Here is an 18,710-nt window from a genome sequence, read left to right on the forward strand (position 1 = left end):
GAATACCAGCCCCTACGCAAAAATAATAGCCGCCCAGTTTGGACGACTGCGGAATTTTCCTATATACTGACTCGTAAAGATGCCGGGTTCATTCATCCGCCAAATACGATCAGTCTTTATTGGTATTCCACCGGAAGGTTTATCGGAATAGCGATAAATTCACGGTTAAATTCCCGTCCAAATTGCGTCAAATCAACGTTCCTACCCCTGTCAAGAAGCTTTATGTTCGAGGCGCAGCTTATCGGCAACCATGGCAATGAATTCGGAATTTGTAGGTTTTGCCTTTGTCATGCTTACGGTATAGCCGAAAAGAGATGATATGGATTCTATATTTCCACGGCTCCAAGCCACTTCAATCGCATGCCGGATAGCACGTTCAACTCGGCTGGCCGTAGTATTGTATTTTTTTGCGATATCCGGATATAAAACTTTGGTGATGGAACCCAATAGTTCAATATCATTATATACCATGGATATGGCTTCCCTTAAATACAAATAGCCCTTAATATGTGCAGGCACTCCAATCTCGTGAATGATGCTGGTGATGCTTGCATCAAGGTTCTTCGGTTTGGATTCATTTTGGGGACGATAGCTAAATTGACTATGATTTTTTAAAACCGCCTGCCCTTTACCGCTTACCTGACGGATGTGATTGGCCAGATTTTCCATATCAAATGGTTTCAGGATAAAATAAGACGCACCCAAATCAACTGCTTTTTTCGTTACATCTTCTTGACCAAAGGCAGTAAGCATTATCACATTAGGCATGGCACCCCGTTTTACTTCACGAAGTTTCTCAAGTACACCTAACCCATCTAAATGAGGCATGATAATATCGAGGATCAAAATATCCGGATCAACGCTTTCTAGCATACCCAGGCAATCTTGACCGTTATGTGCCACCCCAATCACTTCCATGTCTTCCTGTGCAGAAATGTATTCTTCCAGAAGGCCAACAAGTTCTCTATTATCATCTACAACGCACACCTTAATTTTTTTCACGCTTGATTTCCTCCTCAACTACAATTGGTCTTTTTTTCTATATGACTAAATTCTATTGTAATTGAACTTTTCGACAATGGAAACTAAATTCCTTTTATTTTTGAAAAAATATAAGGAATTCAATATTATTCTCCGGATATCTCTTGTTTTCGACTTCGTTTGCTATTGGAATAAACCGTTTGTCGAAAAATCTTCATATCGTTTTCATTTTATCACATCGTTCCAAAAAAACCTCTATTTTTTGAAGAAATCAAAATTAATTCCGACCCAAACCTATGCTAATCATAATTTTCCATTAAAAAGGGGGCATCCAAAAGGATACCCGGATTCTTAGCTTGCCTTTTCATAATTATCTTTGTCGTATATATTTATACCGGCTTCGTTTAACATCCATTCGATATGGACTCCATACCCACTTGTAGGATCATTAACGAATACATGGGTGACTGCACCGATTAATTTCCCATTTTGTATGATAGGACTGCCGCTCATACCTTGAACGATCCCACCCGTTTTTTGAAGCAATTCTTTATCCGTCACTTTTAAGACCATTCCTTTGATTGCAGGAAACTTCTGTGGGATGGAACTGACGATTTCTACATCGAATTCCTCCACTTGAGAACCATCCACCACTGTAAGGATTTTTGCTGGCCCTTCCTTTACCTCATGGGAAAGGGTGATGGGGAGTGGTTTGTCGTTAATTCCATTTTTAAAATCTTGATTTAATTTCCCAAAAATGCCAAAGGGACTATTGCGATTGATATTTCCTATTTTTTCTTTATTGGAAGAAAAGCGTGCCAATTTTTCTCCCGGATCACCATTGCTTCCTTTTTCGATGGATGTGACCGTCGATTGAACGATCTGTCCGTCCTTAACAACAATCGGCTTTTTTGTATCCATATCGGATATGACATGTCCCAATGCCCCATATTTTTTTGAATCCGGGTGATAAAACGTCATCGTTCCGATGCCAGCTGCCGAATCACGGATATACAAACCCAATTTGTAAGTTCCTTCATTCTTATCTTTTAGCGGTAATAAGGTACTATGAAGCACTTCATTATCACGGTTAATGACAAGTTTCAACGCCTCACCCTTTTCACCTGCCTGCTGAACAAAAGGGGTTACATCCCCCATCTTCTTTATCGTCTGACCATTGATTTCTGTAATAATATCACCGATTTCAATTTTCGCTTTTTCTCCCGGTGATTTTTTCCCCTGCGCCGTATCAATAAGATGATGACCCACTACGAGCACCCCAAGAGTATTAAGCTTCACTCCAATGGATTGGCCTCCAGGCATGACCTTAAAGTCTTTTAACACCCTGATGTCGACCTTTTTGGCAGGCAAGCCTGCTACATCGAGTAACACTTCATTCGTACCTGGTTTCTCAGCACCAAGCGTAATCGAAGCTTGTTCATCATGAAGTGAAATTCCATCACTGGTTCCCGAAGTTTTTGCAGAAACAGGCAATGATTTGGAAATACTATATTGACTTCCTTCAAATAGTACAAGATGATTTGGAATTAAAAAATATTCACGAGATGGCTGGTATAACCCTAATGTTAATAGCGAAACAAGGAGAATTCCACCGATGATCCTGTTTATCCATATAAATTTCAATCCATTCACTCTCCTCGCTCTCTGAAACTTTATGGCTACACCTTTAATTTAGCCCTCATGACAGTCATTTATAACAGGTGCAAAAAATAAAAGCTATCCGTTTTTGGATAGCTTTACAATGAATGCTTATGATAAGTTCAAATAATGTTCTTACCGGCCCATCAAGATGTAATCTTCAGCCTTTTGGCCAGTTGGATTAATTCATTGGCATGTTGTTTCGTCAAGTCCGTAATCTCTACTCCCGAAATCATCCTGCCAATTTCTTTTATTTTTTCAGTTTCAATTAGCGGCTTGACCGAGGTATTCGTGCGTCCGGCCCTTACATTTTTCGCTATGAAAAGGTGAGTATCCGCCATGGCTGCCACCTGAGGCAAATGGGATATGCACAATACTTGTGATCCAGTTGCCACTTTATAGATCTTTTCGGCAATGGATTGGGCAACCCGTCCGCTTACACCTGTATCCACTTCATCAAATATAATGGACGTTATGCCTTGATGCTTGGAGAAAATACTTTTCAAAGCCAGCATGATCCTCGACAGTTCTCCACCAGATGCGATTTTAGAAAGAGGTTTTAACGGTTCACCTGGATTGGTGGAAATATAAAATTCCATTGAATCCAGCCCTGACTGATTAATGCCCCTATCTGACAATTCATCGAAAGTATAGGCTGTCTGAAGGAAATGAGGTTCGAAAATTGTTTTTTCCATATATAAATCCTTTAATTCCTGATGAATCTTTTTGGTTAGCTGCTGAGCGAATTTCTGGCGAAGTTCAGACAGATTCTTTGCTTCGACGATTAGATCTGCCTTGATGGATTTCATTTCCTTTTCAAGCTTCGCGATATGGGTTTCCCTATTTTGCAGCTTTTCGACTTCTTCTTCAATTGCGGCCCCATATTCCAGGATTTCCTCGATGGTCCGCCCGTATTTACGCTTTAATTGATTTATTTCATTAAGTCTACTTTCAATGAATTCCACACGTTCTGTATCATAATCCAAAGAGTCCAATTGGTCCCGGATGTTTGACACAGCCTCTTCGAGCAGGAAGTAGCTATTTGAAACGGTTTCAGAGCTGTGCTTTAAACCTTCATCAAGCCCTGCCGCTTCCTCCAAATTATTCATGGCTACGGAAAGCCAATCAATTGCATGCTGCTCGCCATTTAAAGCATTATAACTGGTTTGCAGCGCTTCATGGATTTTTTCGAAATTATTAATTTTCTTCCGTTCTTCCATCAATTCTTCATCTTCGCGTAATTTCAAATCAGCTTTTTGGATTTCATCGAATTGAAATTGGATCAGATCAAGGCGATGGACCATTTGCTGTTCATTTTGGCTCAAACCATTCAATTGTTTAGAAGCCGTTTCATAACGTTTATATAGCTTTTGGTATTCAGTGAGTGCAGATGCGATTTTTTCACCGCCAAATTGATCGAGCAGCGGAAGATGGAGTCGTTCATCCATTAATTCCTGATGTTCATGCTGACCATGGATGTCTATCAATGTCCGCCCTATCTCACGTAATGTGGAAATCGTTACCAGCTTCCCATTTACCCTGCAAACGCTTTTACCGCTCTGTGAGATATCCCTTCGAAGTATAGCCATCCCATCATTCATATCCAGGCCAAACTCTTCCGCTTTGGCAAAGACCGGGTGTTTTTCATCTTCAATTTGGAATAGTCCTTCTATTTCAGCCTTCGACTCACCATGCCGAATGAACTCTGCAGAACCACGGCCCCCAACCAAGAGATGAACGGCATCTATTATGATTGACTTCCCTGCCCCTGTTTCTCCTGTCAAGACCGTCAAGCCTTTCTCAAATGAAACGGACAGGCTGTCTATGATCGCAAAATTCCTAATCGATAGTTCTGTTAACAAACTAGGTCACCTCACAACATTATTAGAGCATGTCCAAGAATTTGCCGGAAATGATCTTTGCATCTTCCTCAGAACGGCAGATAATTAAACATGTATCGTCGCCGCCGATCGTCCCGAGTATTTCTTGCCAATTTAAATTATCAATCAATGCACAGATGGCCTGGGCATTACCCGGGAGCATCTTCATAACCAGCAAATTGTTGGCTGAGTCAATGCGTACAAATGCATCGACAAGGATTCTCTTTAATTTTTGAAGTGGATTGAAACGTTGGTCGGCCGGCAGACTGTATTTATACCTTCCATCCGTTAAAGGAACTTTTACAAGGTGAAGTTCTTTAATATCCCTTGAAACGGTGGCTTGAGTTACATTGTATCCAGCTAATTTCAATTCTTCAACTAACTCATCCTGTGTTTCGATATCATTATTCGTTATAATGTCCCTTATTTTTATATGTCGTTGTCCTTTATTCATAAGTAGAAGCACCTCTTCTCAACTGTTGCTCATTTAATGGTAATGGTATCACTTTCATTTCTTACTTTAAGCAAGCTGCCCAATTTGCCTCGGTATCATCAGTACGTGCAAATAGGCCGCTTTACTAAGTGGCTAATATTAATGTTATCGGATTTTTATGCAATTGTACAACTTTTTCTCTAAAATGAATACAAGTCTAATTTTTGCACTTACCTATTTTATGTATCCACCCATAAATGATTCAAGTTCATGACGACAATGTATAGTCAAAAAGCTCCTTTAGCCAACCGTTCAGCCAAAGGAGCCATACAAAGTTCTAGCTATTCTTTTTTAAATTGGGCATGGGCCTCTCCAACGATGTCATCAACCGTTTTCGAAAGCAATAATGCTCTATCTTCCTTCGACCCTTGCCAGTGTAAATGAAGTAAGAATTCAATGTTTCCATCACCGCCGGTAATCGGTGAGAAGGAGGCATCCTTAATATCATAGCCTTCCTTTAAAGAAAAAGAAATGATCTTATCCAACACTTGTTTATGGATTTTGGGATCACGAACAATCCCCTTTTTACCCACTTGATCCTTCCCGGCTTCGAATTGCGGTTTAACCAAGGCAACGACATCACTATTCGGGACGAGCAAGGTCTTTAGCACCGGTAAAATTAACGTAAGCGAGATGAAGGAAACATCAATGCTTGCAAAGTTTGGCATCTCCCCGTCGAGATCGGCGGGTGTAACATAACGGAAATTGGTTCTTTCCATTACTTTTACCCGCTCATCCTGCCTAAGCTTCCAGGCAAGTTGATTATAGCCGACATCAAGCGCATAAGACATTATGGCGCCATTTTGCAAAGCACAATCCGTAAACCCGCCAGTTGATGATCCGATATCAAGCAGTATTTTTCCATTCACTTGTAAATCGAATTCCCTTAATGCCTTCTCAAGTTTAAGACCGCCTCTTGAAACGTAAGGCATGACTTTTCCTTTGATCGTGAATTCGAGATCGACCGGCACTTTTTCCCCCGGTTTTTCGTATCTCTCTTCATTCGCGTAGACAAGGCCTGCCATAACCATACGCTTCGCTTTTTCACGTGTATCGGCCAAGCCTTGTTCTACAAGTAATACATCCACTCTTTCTTTCATCACTTTCATATTTTCAGGCCCTTTTTTCTTTTTTGGGTGTTATCATTTTAATCTTTTTGATGGCTGTCTCAGTCGTCAGACCGATTTCTTCAAGAAGTTCATCGACGCTTCCATGCTCAATGAAATAATCAGGTATCCCCATTCGATCTATAATTGCCCCATAAAATCCTTGATCATGAGCATATTCAAGAACAGAACTACCAAAACCACCTTGAAGAACCGCTTCTTCTATTGTCAGGATAGGCATTTTTTCACCAAGGAGACTGCTTAGCATGTTCTCATCCAAAGGCTTAATGAACCGGGCATTGACCACCTTCACTGAATAATCCTCTTTCTCGAGCAGTTCTGCCGCTTCAAGAGCCATGGGAATCGTTGTGCCGAACGTTAAGATGGCAGCATCCGTTCCTTCTTTAAGAACTTCCCACGAACCGATCGGAATCTGCTGTAATTCAGCATCCATCTCAACTCCCCAACCATTCCCACGAGGGAAACGCATCGCAATCGGACCATCATTATAGTTTAAGGCCGTATTGACCATATGCTGGCCTTCGTTTTCATCTTTCGGCATCATCAGTACCATATTCGGTACGTGGCGCAAGAAAGCAATGTCGAAAACGCCTTGATGCGTTTCACCATCGGAACCAACCAATCCGGCACGATCGATTCCTATGAATACGTTCAAATTCTGACGGCAAATATCATGCACCACCTGGTCATAAGCCCTTTGCAGGAAGGTTGAATATATAGCCAGGAATGGTTTCATTTTTTGCGTTGCCAATCCGGCTGCAAAAGTTGCAGCATGCTGCTCGGCAATCCCTACATCATAGAAACGCTCTGGGAACTCTTGAGAGAAGCCCACCAATTTCGAACCTACGGGCATTGCAGGTGTAATCGCGACAATCCGCTCATCGTCACGGGCTAGCCTGCTGACAGTATCGCTTACGAGAGCGCTCCAAGCAGGACCCTTACTAGGGGATTTCACGAAATCGCCTGTCTCTATCTTGTATGGGCCTGTCCCATGCCAATTCCCGGTTGTGTCCAACTCGGCAGGTGAATATCCCTTGCCTTTTTTCGTGATGACATGCAGCAGGACCGGTCCCTTCGTTTTCTTGGCATATCTTAAATTCTCAAGCAATTCTTCATAATTATGTCCATCTACTGGTCCAAGGTATGTGAATCCGAGTTCTTCGAAAAAGATTCCTGATACTAATAAATACTTCATGCTATCCTTCAAGCGTTCAGCTGTAGCCGCAAGTTTACCACCGACTGCAGGAATTTTTTTCAAAAGCAGCTCCAATTCATCTTTTGCCCAGTTATATTTACCTGCTGTCCGCAACCTTCCCAATATCGTGTGTAAGGCACCTACATTGGGGGCTATGGACATTTCATTATCATTCAGGATAACGATCATGTCCTTTTTTTCATCACCGATATGATTCAACGCTTCAAGCGCCATTCCCCCTGTTAGGGCACCGTCTCCGATTACAGGCAAAATAAAGCTGCTTTCCCCTTTGATATCACGGGCAGCCGCCATCCCCATTGCAGCTGAAAGGGAAGTCGAACTGTGACCGGTTTCCCAAACATCATGGGGGCTTTCAATCATTTTAGGAAAACCGCAAAGACCTTTATATTTCTTTAAGGTGTCGAACTCCCCTGCTCTGCCAGTCAGGATTTTATGGACATAGGATTGATGTCCGACATCCCATAAAATTTTATCATTCGGACTGTCGAATTCTTTATGCAAGGCAATGGTCAACTCGACGACACCTAAATTGGGACCAATGTGCCCACCGGTCACCGATAATTTTTCCACAAGGAATTTCCGTACTTCCACACTTAACTCGACGAGTTCTTCATTATTCATCTTCTTCAAAAAAGAAGGGTCTTTTATAGATAGAAGATCCAAACAGGACCACTCACTTTCTGTCATTTTCGGTTGTTAGCATAAACAAAGCCTCATAAAAGAGGGCTATGGAAGACTTGACCGAAAAATTGGTTTTAAGTTAAAAAATAGCCGCCAACACCCAGGTGATTTCGGCGGCTTATTATACCTATTTTATCACGTATCTCAATTAAAAAATTCAGTTTGATTTTCACATATTTTTGCACAATGAGTATACCACAAAACCTCAATTGATAACAAATTTAGCCACAATCAATGATTACGGTTCGCAATTAAATCGGTTAGTTCATTCAACAAACCCGTTTGTAAGGTTGTTTTTCCTAAAGCGGCATGGGCAAGTTCTATATGATGTTCCAACTTTTGCTTTGCCCCTTGAAGGGTTAGTAAAGAAGGATATGTGCTTTTATGATTCCCCACATCACTGCCAACCGGCTTGCCGATCAACTCGACTGACCCTTCAATATCCAGAATATCATCGCGAATTTGAAAAGCAAGCCCCAGGTGGTATGCAAAGTCACGTAAATGCAGTTGCTGTTCTTCACTCGCCCCTGCTAATATAGCACCGGAAAGGATGCTTGCAGTCAATAACTTCCCTGTTTTATGTTCATGAATATACTCCAATTCCTGAAGGGTCAGCTGTTTATTCTCACCTTCCATATCGGCAACTTGCCCCCCAACCATTCCTTCGGCTCCGGCAGACTTCGCAATTTCACTTACAAGGTTCAGCTTCATTTCAGCCGTGACCTCGGGATCGATCATATCCGTCACCAATTGAAAGCTATAAGTAAGAAGCGCATCACCTGCCAGTATGGCCACCGCTTCACCGAACACTTTATGATTCGTCGGTTTTCCGCGGCGGAGATCATCATCATCCATTGCCGGAAGGTCATCATGAATCAAAGAATATGTATGAATCATTTCAATGGCAGCCGCTGCAGGAATCCCTATCCTCAAGCTTTTTCCAAAGGCCTCCAAAACCGCAAAGACCAATAATGGGCGAATCCGTTTACCCCCTGCCTGCAGTGAATAGATCATGGCTTCTTTGACTACTGCCGGGGCTTTAAGTATATTGACATATTCGACGATTTCCCGTTCTATAATTGCCTTATATTCATTAGAAAACATTTCAAAGGACGCCGTACCCATGTCATTCTTCCTCCTGTACAGCAAAGTTTTCAAGTTCCCCATCTTCGCGTAAAATTTGAGTCAACTGATCTTCAACAGCCTTAAGCTTTGAATGGCAAAGCCTTGATAAATCCATTCCTTGTTTATATATCGAAATGGCTTCTTCCAAGGGCACATCGCCTTCTTCCAACTGCTCTACAATTTTTTCGAGATTCTCCATCGCTTCTTCAAATGTAGCTTCCTGTTTTTTTGTCATGATTCAATCCGCTCCTTAATTTCTTTAATTTCACATTCAAGAGTTCCATCTTTTATCGAAACTGCTATCTTATCCCCTTTTGATACTTGCTGTGTACTTTTCACTAATGTCTCATCCTCAGCAAAAACCAATCCATAGCCCCGTTCCATGATTTTTAGTGGACTGAGGGCAGATAAAGTGGCTGTAATATGGACGAAATGCTGAGATTTATGCCGATAGATGGCTTCCATGGCCCTCCGTAAAACCTTTGCATGCTGCTGCAGTTCATCTTTCGCATTTTTCACCGCTTGTTCAGGATGCTGCTTTTTCAAAATATCGTTCAGCTGATTCAGCTCATTTCTCTTTTTCATGAAATATCGCGTGCTGGTCCTCCCTAGCCTGTCCATCGTCTTGTCTAGTTGTTCCAGCTTCTGTTCGTACATTTTATGTGGGTAACGGAAAGCATAAGACCTCTCCATCCTGGTCAAACGGGTTCGTTCAAAATTCACCGCTTCTTGAATGGAGCGGGTCAATCGATTCTTGCGGTTCATCAGACGTTCGAGTATTTCATTCAAGTGAGGAACCGCTAACTCTGCTGCACCAGTAGGTGTAGGAGCACGCATATCGGCGACAAAATCAGCGATCGTAAAGTCGGTTTCGTGACCGACAGCAGAAATTACCGGTATATCGGAATCATATATAGATTCAGCCACTATCTCCTCATTAAAGGCCCATAGTTCCTCGATCGACCCGCCGCCCCTTCCGACAATGAGAACATCGCTTTCTGCCCTTGCGTTCGCCATGGAAATTGCCTTGGCAATCGATTTAGCGGCATTATTCCCTTGTACAAGTGCTGGATAAACGATGATCCTTGCGATCGGATATCTCCGCTTGATCGTTGTCAGGATATCTCTTAATGCAGCTCCGGTCGGCGAAGTAATGACCCCTACAGACTTAGGGTACTGCGGGATCGGCTTCTTGTGTTCGGCCAAAAACAAGCCTGCCCCCTCCAGCTTTTTCTTCAGCTGTTCATAAGCAAGATATAAATCCCCCACACCATCAGGGGCCATGCTTTTCACATAAAGCTGATACTGTCCTCCAGCTTCGTATAATGATATATCACCCTTAACAAGTACCTTCATGCCATTTTCAGGCAGGAATTTCATCCCTTTATTATTGGCGGAAAACATAACGGAGAGAAGTCGTGCCTTCTCATCCTTTAAAGTAAAATACATATGTCCGCTTGTATGTTGTTTAAAATTTGAAATTTCACCTTTTATGTATACATTTTGCAAATGGGGGTCGGCATCGAACTTCCTTTTGATGTACTTCGTTAAAGCCGACACACTCAAATATTGTTGGTTGCTCATATAATGTCTCCTTCCGATGGAAATCGGATATAAAGAAAACTCACCTATAGATTATCATAAATCCATGAATGGAAAAAAAGCGGTCTCCCGTTATTATAAAACAAGAGGTCCGCTTCTTTAAAATAATTTAACGTTTTTTTCAGCTTTTTAATGCTTGCTTGTTTAATTCATGTGCTTTTTGAGCAGATTTGACCGTATTCTTCATAAGCATCGTAATCGTCATGGGACCAACGCCTTTAGGAACAGGTGTAATGTATGAAGCCTTATTTTTCACTTCATCAAACGCCACATCACCGCAAAGCTTCCCTTCATCATTCCTGTTCATTCCGACGTCAATGACGATTGCGCCTTCTTTAATATGGTCACTCGTGATCGTGTCCCTCTTTCCGACCGCTGCCACAACGACATCGGCTTGCTTGGTATAATAAGCAAGATCCTTTGTCCGTGAATGACAGTATGTAACGGTTGCATTTGCATTTAAAAACAATTGTCCGGCTGGTTTTCCGACGATATTACTTCTCCCTACTATGACAACATGCTTACCTTCAAGGTCATAGTCGATATACTCAAGCATCACCATGACGCCGTATGGAGTACAAGGTAAAAATGCATCTTGTCCCGTCATCATCCGCCCAATATTAATCGGGTGGAATCCATCTACATCCTTTTCAGGGGAAATCGCTTCAATGATCGCCTTTTCCTGAATATGTCCAGGCAAGGGCAGCTGCACCAATATACCATGAATGCTGTCATCTTGGTTTAATTCAGCAATGCTCTGAATTAATTCCTCCTGAGAGAGTTCCGCAGGCTTTTTAATTAGTACGGAATGCATACCCAAGTCCTCACAGGCCTTTTGCTTATTGCGCACATAAGTTTGAGATGCTTGATTGTCACCCACCAGGATTACAGCTAAACCCGGAACGATATTTTTTTCACGTAACTGTTGAACTTCCTTACTGATTTCCTGCCTAACTGACTCTGCAATTTCTTTACCATTAATGATTTGAGCTGACATGTGTTTATTCCTCCCAAGTTAATTTTGCTAAAGAAATTGCTGAGAGAATCCTTGTTCAAGGCTGCAGCTTTAGCTGCCGCTTTTCACCTTCACTTTGGATAAAACGGCATTTACAAAGCTGCTTGATTGATCATCACCGAATTTCTTAGCAATTTCAATAGCTTCATTCATTGCAACACTTACAGGAACATCTTCACTGTGAACCATTTCATAAACCGCGATCCGCAGTAAATTCCGATCAATGTTCGCCAGTCTTTCCAACGTCCAATTCTCTAAATTGTCCCTGATCATTCCATCAATTTGTTCACGATTTTCCGTTATCCCCATTACTAATTTCTTGAAATAATTATCAGTGGGAGCACCATCCAGTACGCTTTCCATTGCTTCTTCTGCATTCGAGTTCGCAATATCTATCTGATATAGTGCTTGAAGGGATTTTTCACGGGCTTCTCTTCTTTTCATAATCTTACTCCTTTTACATCTACTATTATATATGAAAACGCTAGAACAAACGAACATTAAATAACATTTTTTCAAAAATATTAAGATTCTCGCTATATTATTTATAAAAACAAGCTAAATCCCACTAAATTAAAGGCCAAAAGATTCAATATCTTGATTCAAGATTACTTTCCAACGGCCAACACAGTCCCATACTTTTTGAAAGTGTCAAAAAGCTCTTGCCTAGCTTTCATGCTCATATTTCACCTTTTACACTCTAACAGAAATCACCCTTGAATTAAAGGGAAATTTCCAGACACCGCCTTATTATGTTCATTTAAATTTAATATTATAAGCAGGCTCCAAAAACGGGTATCTTTGAGTTTCCATTCAAAAAAACAAAAACCCGGCTTTTTGCCGGGTTTTTGCAGGTGTGAATCGAATGAAGCCCACTTACACTTCTTGTTCGTAATCCGCTTCTTGTTTAGCGTTTTCAAACGCAATGCCCACTACATGAATGTTCACTTCGCCAGCGTCGATAGCGGTCATATTCAACAAAGCTTCACGAATGTTATCTTGCACTTCCTGAGCAACTTTCGGAATTGAAACACCAAACTTCATGACACAATAAAGTTCGACTTTGATGGATTCTCCCGTTAAGTCCACTTTAACACCTTTACCGTGGTTCTTTTTACCAAGCTTTTCAACAACACCCGTAGCGAAATTCCCGCGCATATGTGCAACACCTTCAACTTCCGATGCAGCGATACCCGCAATAACCTCTATCACCTCAGGCGCAATCTCCACTTTGCCCAGCCCACTATTATAATCATTCATTTCGAGTAATTGGCCTTCCATTTCACTCATTCAAAAGCACCTCCTGTCTTCCTTTACATTATGAGTTCATTACATCATATATTTCAAGGAATTTGGTATTAAATTCTCCGGAAACAAATTGTTCATGCTGAAGCAACTTAATATGGAAAGGAATTGTGGTACTGATCCCTTCAATGACAAACTCACCCAAGGCGCGTTTCATCTTCTCGATCGCCTCTTCTCTAGTCGGTGCATGGACAATCAATTTAGCGATCATGGAATCGTAATACGGCGGTATGGAGTACCCAGGGTATGCCGCAGAATCAACACGAACTCCGTAGCCGCCTGGAGGTAAATACATTTGAATCTTACCTGCGGAAGGCATGAAATTCTTTTCTGGATTTTCGGCATTGATCCGGCATTCGATAGACCATCCGTTATAAGTAACATCCTCTTGCGAAAGCGATAGTTTGTTGCCTGAAGCAACTTTGATCTGTTCTTTAATCAAATCCACGCCCGTTACCATTTCTGTAACTGGGTGCTCAACCTGGATACGTGTATTCATTTCCATAAAGTAGTATTTTCTATTCACATAGTCATAAATAAATTCTACTGTTCCGGCACCTGAATAGTTTACGGCAAGTGCAGCCGTCACAGCGGCCTGCCCCATTTCCGCACGTATTTCACCATCCAACGCCGGTGACGGGGTTTCTTCAACAAGTTTTTGCAAACGTCGTTGGACCGTACAATCACGCTCTCCTAAATGGATGGCGTTGCCATGATTATCTGCCATGACCTGTATTTCAACGTGACGGAAGTCCTCGATGAACTTTTCAATATACACGCCAGGATTCCCGAATGCCGTCGCGGCTTCCTGTTGCGTGATGTTAATGCCCTTAATGAGATCTTCTTCCGTCCTTGCGACGCGGATACCTTTACCGCCTCCGCCTGCAGTAGCTTTGATGATGACTGGGTAGCCCATTTCATTAGCTAGTGCTACACCCTCATCCGTATCTTTGATTATGCCTTTAGAACCTGGCACGATCGGTACACCAGCTTTGCGCATGGTTTCCCTTGCTACGTCCTTTGTTCCCATTTTATTGATCGCTTCGGGGCTAGGACCGATGAAAATGATATTGCATTCACGGCATAGCTCGGCAAAATCGGCATTTTCAGCTAGGAAACCATATCCCGGATGAATTGCATCGGATCCCGTTTTCTTGGCTGTGCTGATAATGTTGGTTGTATTTAAATAACTGTCTTTTGATAATTTAGGACCGATGCAATATGCTTCATCAGCAATTTGAACATGTAATGCTTCTTTATCTGCTTCTGAATAGACAGCAACAGTCTCGATTCCTAATTCCTTGCATGCCCGGATGATTCGGACAGCAATTTCCCCACGATTGGCAATTAATACCTTTTTAATCATTTAGAAACAGCTCCTCATTCCGGCTTTACTAAAAATAATGGTTGACCATATTCTACAAGCTGACCTTCTTTTACAAGGACTTCCACGATTTCACCGCTTACTTCAGCTTCGATTTCATTGAAAAGTTTCATGGCTTCCACGATGCAGACGATGGAATCCCCCGTTACTTTATCGCCTGCTTTTACGTATGCAGGTGAATCCGGTGCAGGAGATTGGTAGAATGTCCCTACCATCGGGGAAGTGATTTTATGTAAATTTTCCTGTTCAGTGACGGCAGCAGCCGGTTTTGCAGGTTCAACAGCTTTCGGTACTTCAGGGGCAGGGGCCGCTGCGGGCTTGACCTCTACAGCTGCATTGGCTTGAACAACATCTGGAGCAACTGCTGCTTGGTGTAATACTGTACCCGTTTCGGTTTTTTTCAATTTAATTTTCGTTCCTTCATTTTCGAAAACGAATTCACCGATATTTGATTGATCGACTAACTTAATAATTTCACGAATTTCTTGCACTTTCATTTTGTGGCACCCCTTGTCTAATTTAATATGAGTTTGTGAGGCAATAATATTTTATGTAACCCTACCCTTAGCTTATCCTACTTTGTCCAATACTGCACAAAGTAGCCGCTTTCTTTACGCGAATGCGAATAAACTGACTACAAACCTCATCTGTATTATAACAGATATTTCACTTTCTCAAAATATTGTTTCCCTAAGAAAATTGAAAAGTTTATGACCAGCTTCTAACATCATACAATATTAGCTTATACAAATTCAATGATAGATTAATTGTTACTGAATATCCATACTTCCATCTTACACCTTTATTATAATATTGTGAATATTTATCAACTTGGACACCTTAACGCTTGCTCTTTAATTTTGCATTGCATTCCTGGAAAACCAGCCATAATATCCATTGTAATTACTTTTCTAGAATATTACGGATGATCATTATCACCATTTCTATTCGAGTTCCTGATTCCAATCGACATAAAAAAACTTTTCCTCTAAAGTTTCCAGGTTTGTGAGATAGTTAAAAAAGCATAATAAAAAGCCTCCCATTTTTTTTATTAAGGGGGCTTTCAAATTTTTATGATGTTGAACTGTTCTGTATCAGTCACTTTTTTCTGTATGTGTGTTTACTTTTCCGGTTGGAAATCGACCACTACATTTTGTGCATCGCTCACTTCTTTCCTTACGAGGCGGATAATGTTATTGGCCTCTGTTTTCGTTTGTTTATCCGCCTTGACACTCACCTTAACATCCGTTCCGTCAACCCGGACCAGTGCGGCATTATAATCCATGGCAACAATTAAGTTTTCGATGATATTTTCTTTCACTTTCGTTTCACTTAATTGTTCGATTTTTGCATAAGCCTCGTCTCTTTCTTCAGCTGATAGTTCTGTGTTGCCCATCTTAGCAGTCAATTCTTCATTCAGCTTCGCCCGTTCATCTTCAATCTGCATCCTTAACGATTCGAACTCATCTCCAGATGCAATGGTTACAGAGGAACCTTCTGTATTTTTGGAAGTTTCTTTTTCACTTTTATTTTCCCCTTTTGTCTCTGCTTTGTTCTCTGTCTTACTTTCTGTTTTATTTTCTTCCTGTTCCATTTGCTCTGTTGCCGTCATATCGGCGGCATTTTCTTCAGGAGCGGTTAAATAATAGACTGAAAGCACAACGACCAGACTTAGCATAGTCAATAACCAAACGGTTTGTTTTTTTAATAACATGTAGATTTTCCCCCTTATTTTTTAGGCATGACAGAAACCCTGTGACTCGGTACATCAAGTGAGCGTGTGACAGCCTCGATGATCCACTTCTTTATTTGAATGTTTTCGGCCCCTTTAGCGACTACCAGGACTCCTCGTACACTGGGTTTTTTCGTTTCCGAAATGATCGGTCCTTCTTTTTCACCGCTCTTGACCAAAACTAGCTGTTCATCAACGGATGTGTCTTCGACCGTCCTTTTGCCGCCTTCCTGGTCGGTTTCTTCAGTGACTTGTTTTTGGGTGACTTTATTTCTTTCATATACTTTTTTCTCGGATGCATCGACGTAGATTACGACTTTCACATCCTGGACGCCTGCGATGGATTCTAGCGCTTCCTTCATTTCATTCTGTAGATATATTTCATAGTCTTTTGTAGTCTTGAATTCTGATTTCTTCTGGCCGAATGTTTCAACATCCCCATCTTCTTCCTGCTGTTTATCATTATTGAATACAGTCGTCACTTCAGATGTTTGTCCCGTCTTGTTGGTGGTTAACAAATTCCCGGCCATCATGATTCCCGATCCCAAAAGGACAACTATTAGAGCATAGACATACAGGGAAGGTTTTTTTTCCTTAGGCTCTTTTTGGTCAGGGTCTTTATTTAATAGTTTTTGCAGCCAGGATAATGGACCTTTGTCTTTGTTCAATACTCAGTCACTTCCTTTCCCCGGCGATTTCAATGATCTCTTCATCAACAGACCAACTTGTTGCCAGAAACCTTTTGACAGCATCCAGATTGGCATCATTCGAAGTGGATGGGCTATCTGTATTGATATCAACCTTCGCTACTGCCTCTATCTCCGAGTTTTCTTTCCCTTCTGCCTTTTCCAATGAGATGGTTATGTTCTGCAGATCATCAACACCCGGCTCTTCCTCATTCTTGACCCCTACATCAATTGAACTAATCCTCATGTTATAATCCGCCATCAGCTCCTCTTCCACTTCTGCCTGTAAGTCAACAGCCATTTGTTTTAAAATATATGCACCCTGGGTAGCTTGTATTTCTTTTTTCTTCATTTCTGTCAAATTTCCTAAATCTTTTTTTTTCTGATCCTCAAATTCACTAGTGGCCGCAGTGAGAATATCATCGAAATCCTTATTGAATAATCCCAATATAGGAGTGATGATGATTGCAATCAGTAAAAGCCCGATAACCATTTTGGCATACTTCTGTAAAGCTGAATTCGGCAGAAGCATATCGATCACAGTAGCCAGCAATACAAATATGATGATGTTGGATACCCAGCCAGCTAAAAAACTCACCAAGTCCTCCTCCTTTCTAACGAACCATCAGGGTAATGTTTCCAGAGGCGATGATTACCGTGATACTTAAAAAAAACATGAGTGAGACAATGGCCAATGCGGCGAAAATATAAATCATGCTTTTGCTTATAATGTCAAGGCATTTTATTACAGGTCCTCCGCCCAGCGGCTGCAAAAGACTCGCTGCCAATTTATAGACAAAAGAAATCATCAGGATTTTTATGGCGGGAAATGTGGTAATGAGCAAGAGAATGATGACGCCTGACAATCCCACTGTATTTTTCAAAAGGACGGAGGCACTAATGACCGTATCCGTTGCATCTGTAAACATGCGCCCTATGACCGGTATAAAGTTACCTGTCACGAATTTGGCTGTCCTGATCGTCACTCCGTCAGCTACAGCTGAGGATGCTCCCTGAACGGAGATCACACCAAGGAATATGGTCATGAATGCCCCAAGGATCCCGATGGCAAAATTACGGAGAAGTTGTGCCAGCTGAGTCACTTTGTAATGTTCGGTCAACGTGCTGACTATGCTTAAAATCGCTGCAAAGAATAATAACGGAAGGACGACGAACTGAATCAAGATGCCGCTTGTATTCATCAAAAACATCAATACCGGATGAAAGAAGGCTGCCGATACAAGTCCGCCTGAAGCAGCTATCAATGCCAAGAGTAAAGGGATGAGCGCCATTAAAAAGGAAATCATCAAATCTATCGTATCTTTTGTATATTCAATCGCCACATGAAAACTGTTAAGTGCCAAAATGATCAGCACCATATAAACGATTGCATAAGCGACCTTACTTACGGAGCTTTGCTCGAACGCATTCTGCAAAGACTGGAGGAACATGCTGAAAACGGTTAATAAAATGAGTGACCCCAGCAGCTTTCCATTCACGAGCAGTTCATGAAAAATGAATTTTGTGATTCCCTTAATCCATTCATCAAAAGAAAATTTCTTATCGCCGCTTACAAAATCCATGAAGCTCCCTTTCTGGCTTTCCGGTAAGAATCCTCCATATTCCGTAACGATGCCATCCCAATATTGTTTGAGCTCATCGACGCCCAGCCTTTCTATTTGGGCTTGTACCAGTTCGGACTGCATGATCGGCTCTTGATCAACTTCACCATTTTCTGGATTTTCGGCAGCTTGTCCAATAGATGCATGCAAAAAAAAGAGTAAAACGAATAGTATGGATAAGTAAGGCATCCGCTGCTTCATA

Annotated in this window: 18 protein-coding genes; all 18 read right to left on the reverse strand. The window is 41.5% G+C overall.

Features of this window, described 5'->3' with window-relative positions; translation table 11 throughout:
- Window positions 1-210: 210 nt before the first annotated feature.
- Window positions 211-1,002 carry a sporulation transcription factor Spo0A gene (gene spo0A, locus MHB45_RS14390; RefSeq protein WP_034308269.1) on the reverse strand — a complete coding sequence of 264 codons (792 nt, stop codon included), beginning with the start codon at window positions 1,000-1,002 and terminating at the stop codon, window positions 211-213.
- 330 nt (window positions 1,003-1,332) lie between these two features.
- Window positions 1,333-2,625, reverse strand: coding sequence for a SpoIVB peptidase (gene spoIVB, locus MHB45_RS14395; protein ID WP_048681822.1), 1,293 nt, complete (start codon window positions 2,623-2,625; stop codon window positions 1,333-1,335).
- A 161-nt stretch (window positions 2,626-2,786) separates the two neighbouring features.
- Entirely contained in the window at window positions 2,787-4,502 is a 1,716-nt protein-coding gene (gene recN / locus MHB45_RS14400) for a DNA repair protein RecN (protein WP_048681817.1), read from the reverse strand.
- Window positions 4,503-4,524: 22 nt separating this feature from the next.
- Complete coding sequence (gene ahrC, locus MHB45_RS14405; RefSeq protein WP_034308279.1) at window positions 4,525-4,974, reverse strand: transcriptional regulator AhrC/ArgR; 450 nt, start codon at window positions 4,972-4,974, stop codon at window positions 4,525-4,527.
- 320 nt (window positions 4,975-5,294) lie between these two features.
- The gene (locus tag MHB45_RS14410; protein WP_340907940.1) at window positions 5,295-6,122 is read right to left on the reverse strand and encodes a TlyA family RNA methyltransferase; all 828 of its coding nucleotides are present in this window, start codon (window positions 6,120-6,122) and stop codon (window positions 5,295-5,297) included.
- 4 nt (window positions 6,123-6,126) lie between these two features.
- Entirely contained in the window at window positions 6,127-8,019 is a 1,893-nt protein-coding gene (dxs, locus tag MHB45_RS14415; RefSeq protein WP_048681832.1) for a 1-deoxy-D-xylulose-5-phosphate synthase, read from the reverse strand.
- A gap of 249 nt (window positions 8,020-8,268) precedes the next feature.
- Entirely contained in the window at window positions 8,269-9,162 is an 894-nt protein-coding gene (locus MHB45_RS14420; protein WP_048681813.1) for a polyprenyl synthetase family protein, read from the reverse strand.
- Between the two features lies 1 nt (window position 9,163).
- Window positions 9,164-9,397, reverse strand: a complete 234-nt coding sequence (locus MHB45_RS14425) for an exodeoxyribonuclease VII small subunit (protein ID WP_034308286.1) — start codon at window positions 9,395-9,397, stop codon at window positions 9,164-9,166.
- Window positions 9,394-10,746, reverse strand: a complete 1,353-nt coding sequence (gene xseA, locus MHB45_RS14430; RefSeq protein WP_340907941.1) for an exodeoxyribonuclease VII large subunit — start codon at window positions 10,744-10,746, stop codon at window positions 9,394-9,396. Before xseA ends, MHB45_RS14425 begins: the two co-directional genes overlap by 4 nt.
- 139 nt (window positions 10,747-10,885) lie before the next feature.
- Window positions 10,886-11,761, reverse strand: coding sequence for a bifunctional methylenetetrahydrofolate dehydrogenase/methenyltetrahydrofolate cyclohydrolase FolD (gene folD, locus MHB45_RS14435; protein WP_048681806.1), 876 nt, complete (start codon window positions 11,759-11,761; stop codon window positions 10,886-10,888).
- A gap of 69 nt (window positions 11,762-11,830) precedes the next feature.
- On the reverse strand, window positions 11,831-12,223 hold the full coding sequence (nusB, locus tag MHB45_RS14440) for a transcription antitermination factor NusB (protein WP_034308295.1): 393 nt from the start codon (window positions 12,221-12,223) through the stop codon (window positions 11,831-11,833).
- A gap of 432 nt (window positions 12,224-12,655) precedes the next feature.
- Entirely contained in the window at window positions 12,656-13,060 is a 405-nt protein-coding gene (locus MHB45_RS14445; protein ID WP_222620245.1) for an Asp23/Gls24 family envelope stress response protein, read from the reverse strand.
- Window positions 13,061-13,097: 37 nt separating this feature from the next.
- Window positions 13,098-14,450: an acetyl-CoA carboxylase biotin carboxylase subunit gene (gene accC / locus MHB45_RS14450; RefSeq protein ID WP_034308301.1), complete on the reverse strand. Its 1,353-nt coding sequence runs from the start codon at window positions 14,448-14,450 to the stop codon at window positions 13,098-13,100.
- Between the two features lie 14 nt (window positions 14,451-14,464).
- Window positions 14,465-14,965, reverse strand: a complete 501-nt coding sequence (gene accB, locus MHB45_RS14455) for an acetyl-CoA carboxylase biotin carboxyl carrier protein (protein ID WP_034308306.1) — start codon at window positions 14,963-14,965, stop codon at window positions 14,465-14,467.
- A 623-nt stretch (window positions 14,966-15,588) separates the two neighbouring features.
- A complete protein-coding gene (locus tag MHB45_RS14460) occupies window positions 15,589-16,182 on the reverse strand; it encodes a SpoIIIAH-like family protein (RefSeq protein WP_034308309.1) in 594 nt (197 codons plus the stop codon).
- Window positions 16,183-16,196: 14 nt separating this feature from the next.
- Window positions 16,197-16,868: a stage III sporulation protein AG gene (spoIIIAG, locus tag MHB45_RS14465; protein ID WP_048681803.1), complete on the reverse strand. Its 672-nt coding sequence runs from the start codon at window positions 16,866-16,868 to the stop codon at window positions 16,197-16,199.
- A gap of 7 nt (window positions 16,869-16,875) precedes the next feature.
- Window positions 16,876-17,484, reverse strand: coding sequence for a stage III sporulation protein AF (spoIIIAF, locus tag MHB45_RS14470; RefSeq protein WP_034308312.1), 609 nt, complete (start codon window positions 17,482-17,484; stop codon window positions 16,876-16,878).
- 16 nt (window positions 17,485-17,500) lie between these two features.
- Window positions 17,501-18,709: a stage III sporulation protein AE gene (gene spoIIIAE / locus MHB45_RS14475; protein WP_048681800.1), complete on the reverse strand. Its 1,209-nt coding sequence runs from the start codon at window positions 18,707-18,709 to the stop codon at window positions 17,501-17,503.
- Window position 18,710 lies beyond the last annotated feature (1 nt).

This window comes from Peribacillus sp. FSL K6-5616, from assembly GCF_038008245.1.
Taxonomy (GTDB): Bacteria; Bacillota; Bacilli; order Bacillales; family DSM-1321; genus Peribacillus; species Peribacillus frigoritolerans.

Excerpts from the sequence above, each read along its gene's own strand:
- folD (WP_048681806.1), bottom strand. The coding sequence starts at position 11,761 with ATGTCAGCTCAAATCATTAATGGTAAAGAAATTGCAGAGTCAGTTAGG.
- MHB45_RS14460 (WP_034308309.1), bottom strand. The coding sequence starts at position 16,182 with ATGTTATTAAAAAAACAAACCGTTTGGTTATTGACTATGCTAAGTCTG.
- nusB (WP_034308295.1), bottom strand. The coding sequence starts at position 12,223 with ATGAAAAGAAGAGAAGCCCGTGAAAAATCCCTTCAAGCACTATATCAG.
- MHB45_RS14420 (WP_048681813.1), bottom strand. The coding sequence starts at position 9,162 with ATGGGTACGGCGTCCTTTGAAATGTTTTCTAATGAATATAAGGCAATT.
- ahrC (WP_034308279.1), bottom strand. The coding sequence starts at position 4,974 with ATGAATAAAGGACAACGACATATAAAAATAAGGGACATTATAACGAAT.
- MHB45_RS14445 (WP_222620245.1), bottom strand. The coding sequence starts at position 13,060 with ATGGAAGGCCAATTACTCGAAATGAATGATTATAATAGTGGGCTGGGC.
- spoIIIAE (WP_048681800.1), bottom strand. The coding sequence starts at position 18,709 with ATGAAGCAGCGGATGCCTTACTTATCCATACTATTCGTTTTACTCTTT.
- xseA (WP_340907941.1), bottom strand. The coding sequence starts at position 10,746 with ATGAGCAACCAACAATATTTGAGTGTGTCGGCTTTAACGAAGTACATC.
- MHB45_RS14425 (WP_034308286.1), bottom strand. The coding sequence starts at position 9,397 with ATGACAAAAAAACAGGAAGCTACATTTGAAGAAGCGATGGAGAATCTC.
- MHB45_RS14410 (WP_340907940.1), bottom strand. The coding sequence starts at position 6,122 with ATGAAAGTGATGAAAGAAAGAGTGGATGTATTACTTGTAGAACAAGGC.
- accB (WP_034308306.1), bottom strand. The coding sequence starts at position 14,965 with ATGAAAGTGCAAGAAATTCGTGAAATTATTAAGTTAGTCGATCAATCA.
- accC (WP_034308301.1), bottom strand. The coding sequence starts at position 14,450 with ATGATTAAAAAGGTATTAATTGCCAATCGTGGGGAAATTGCTGTCCGA.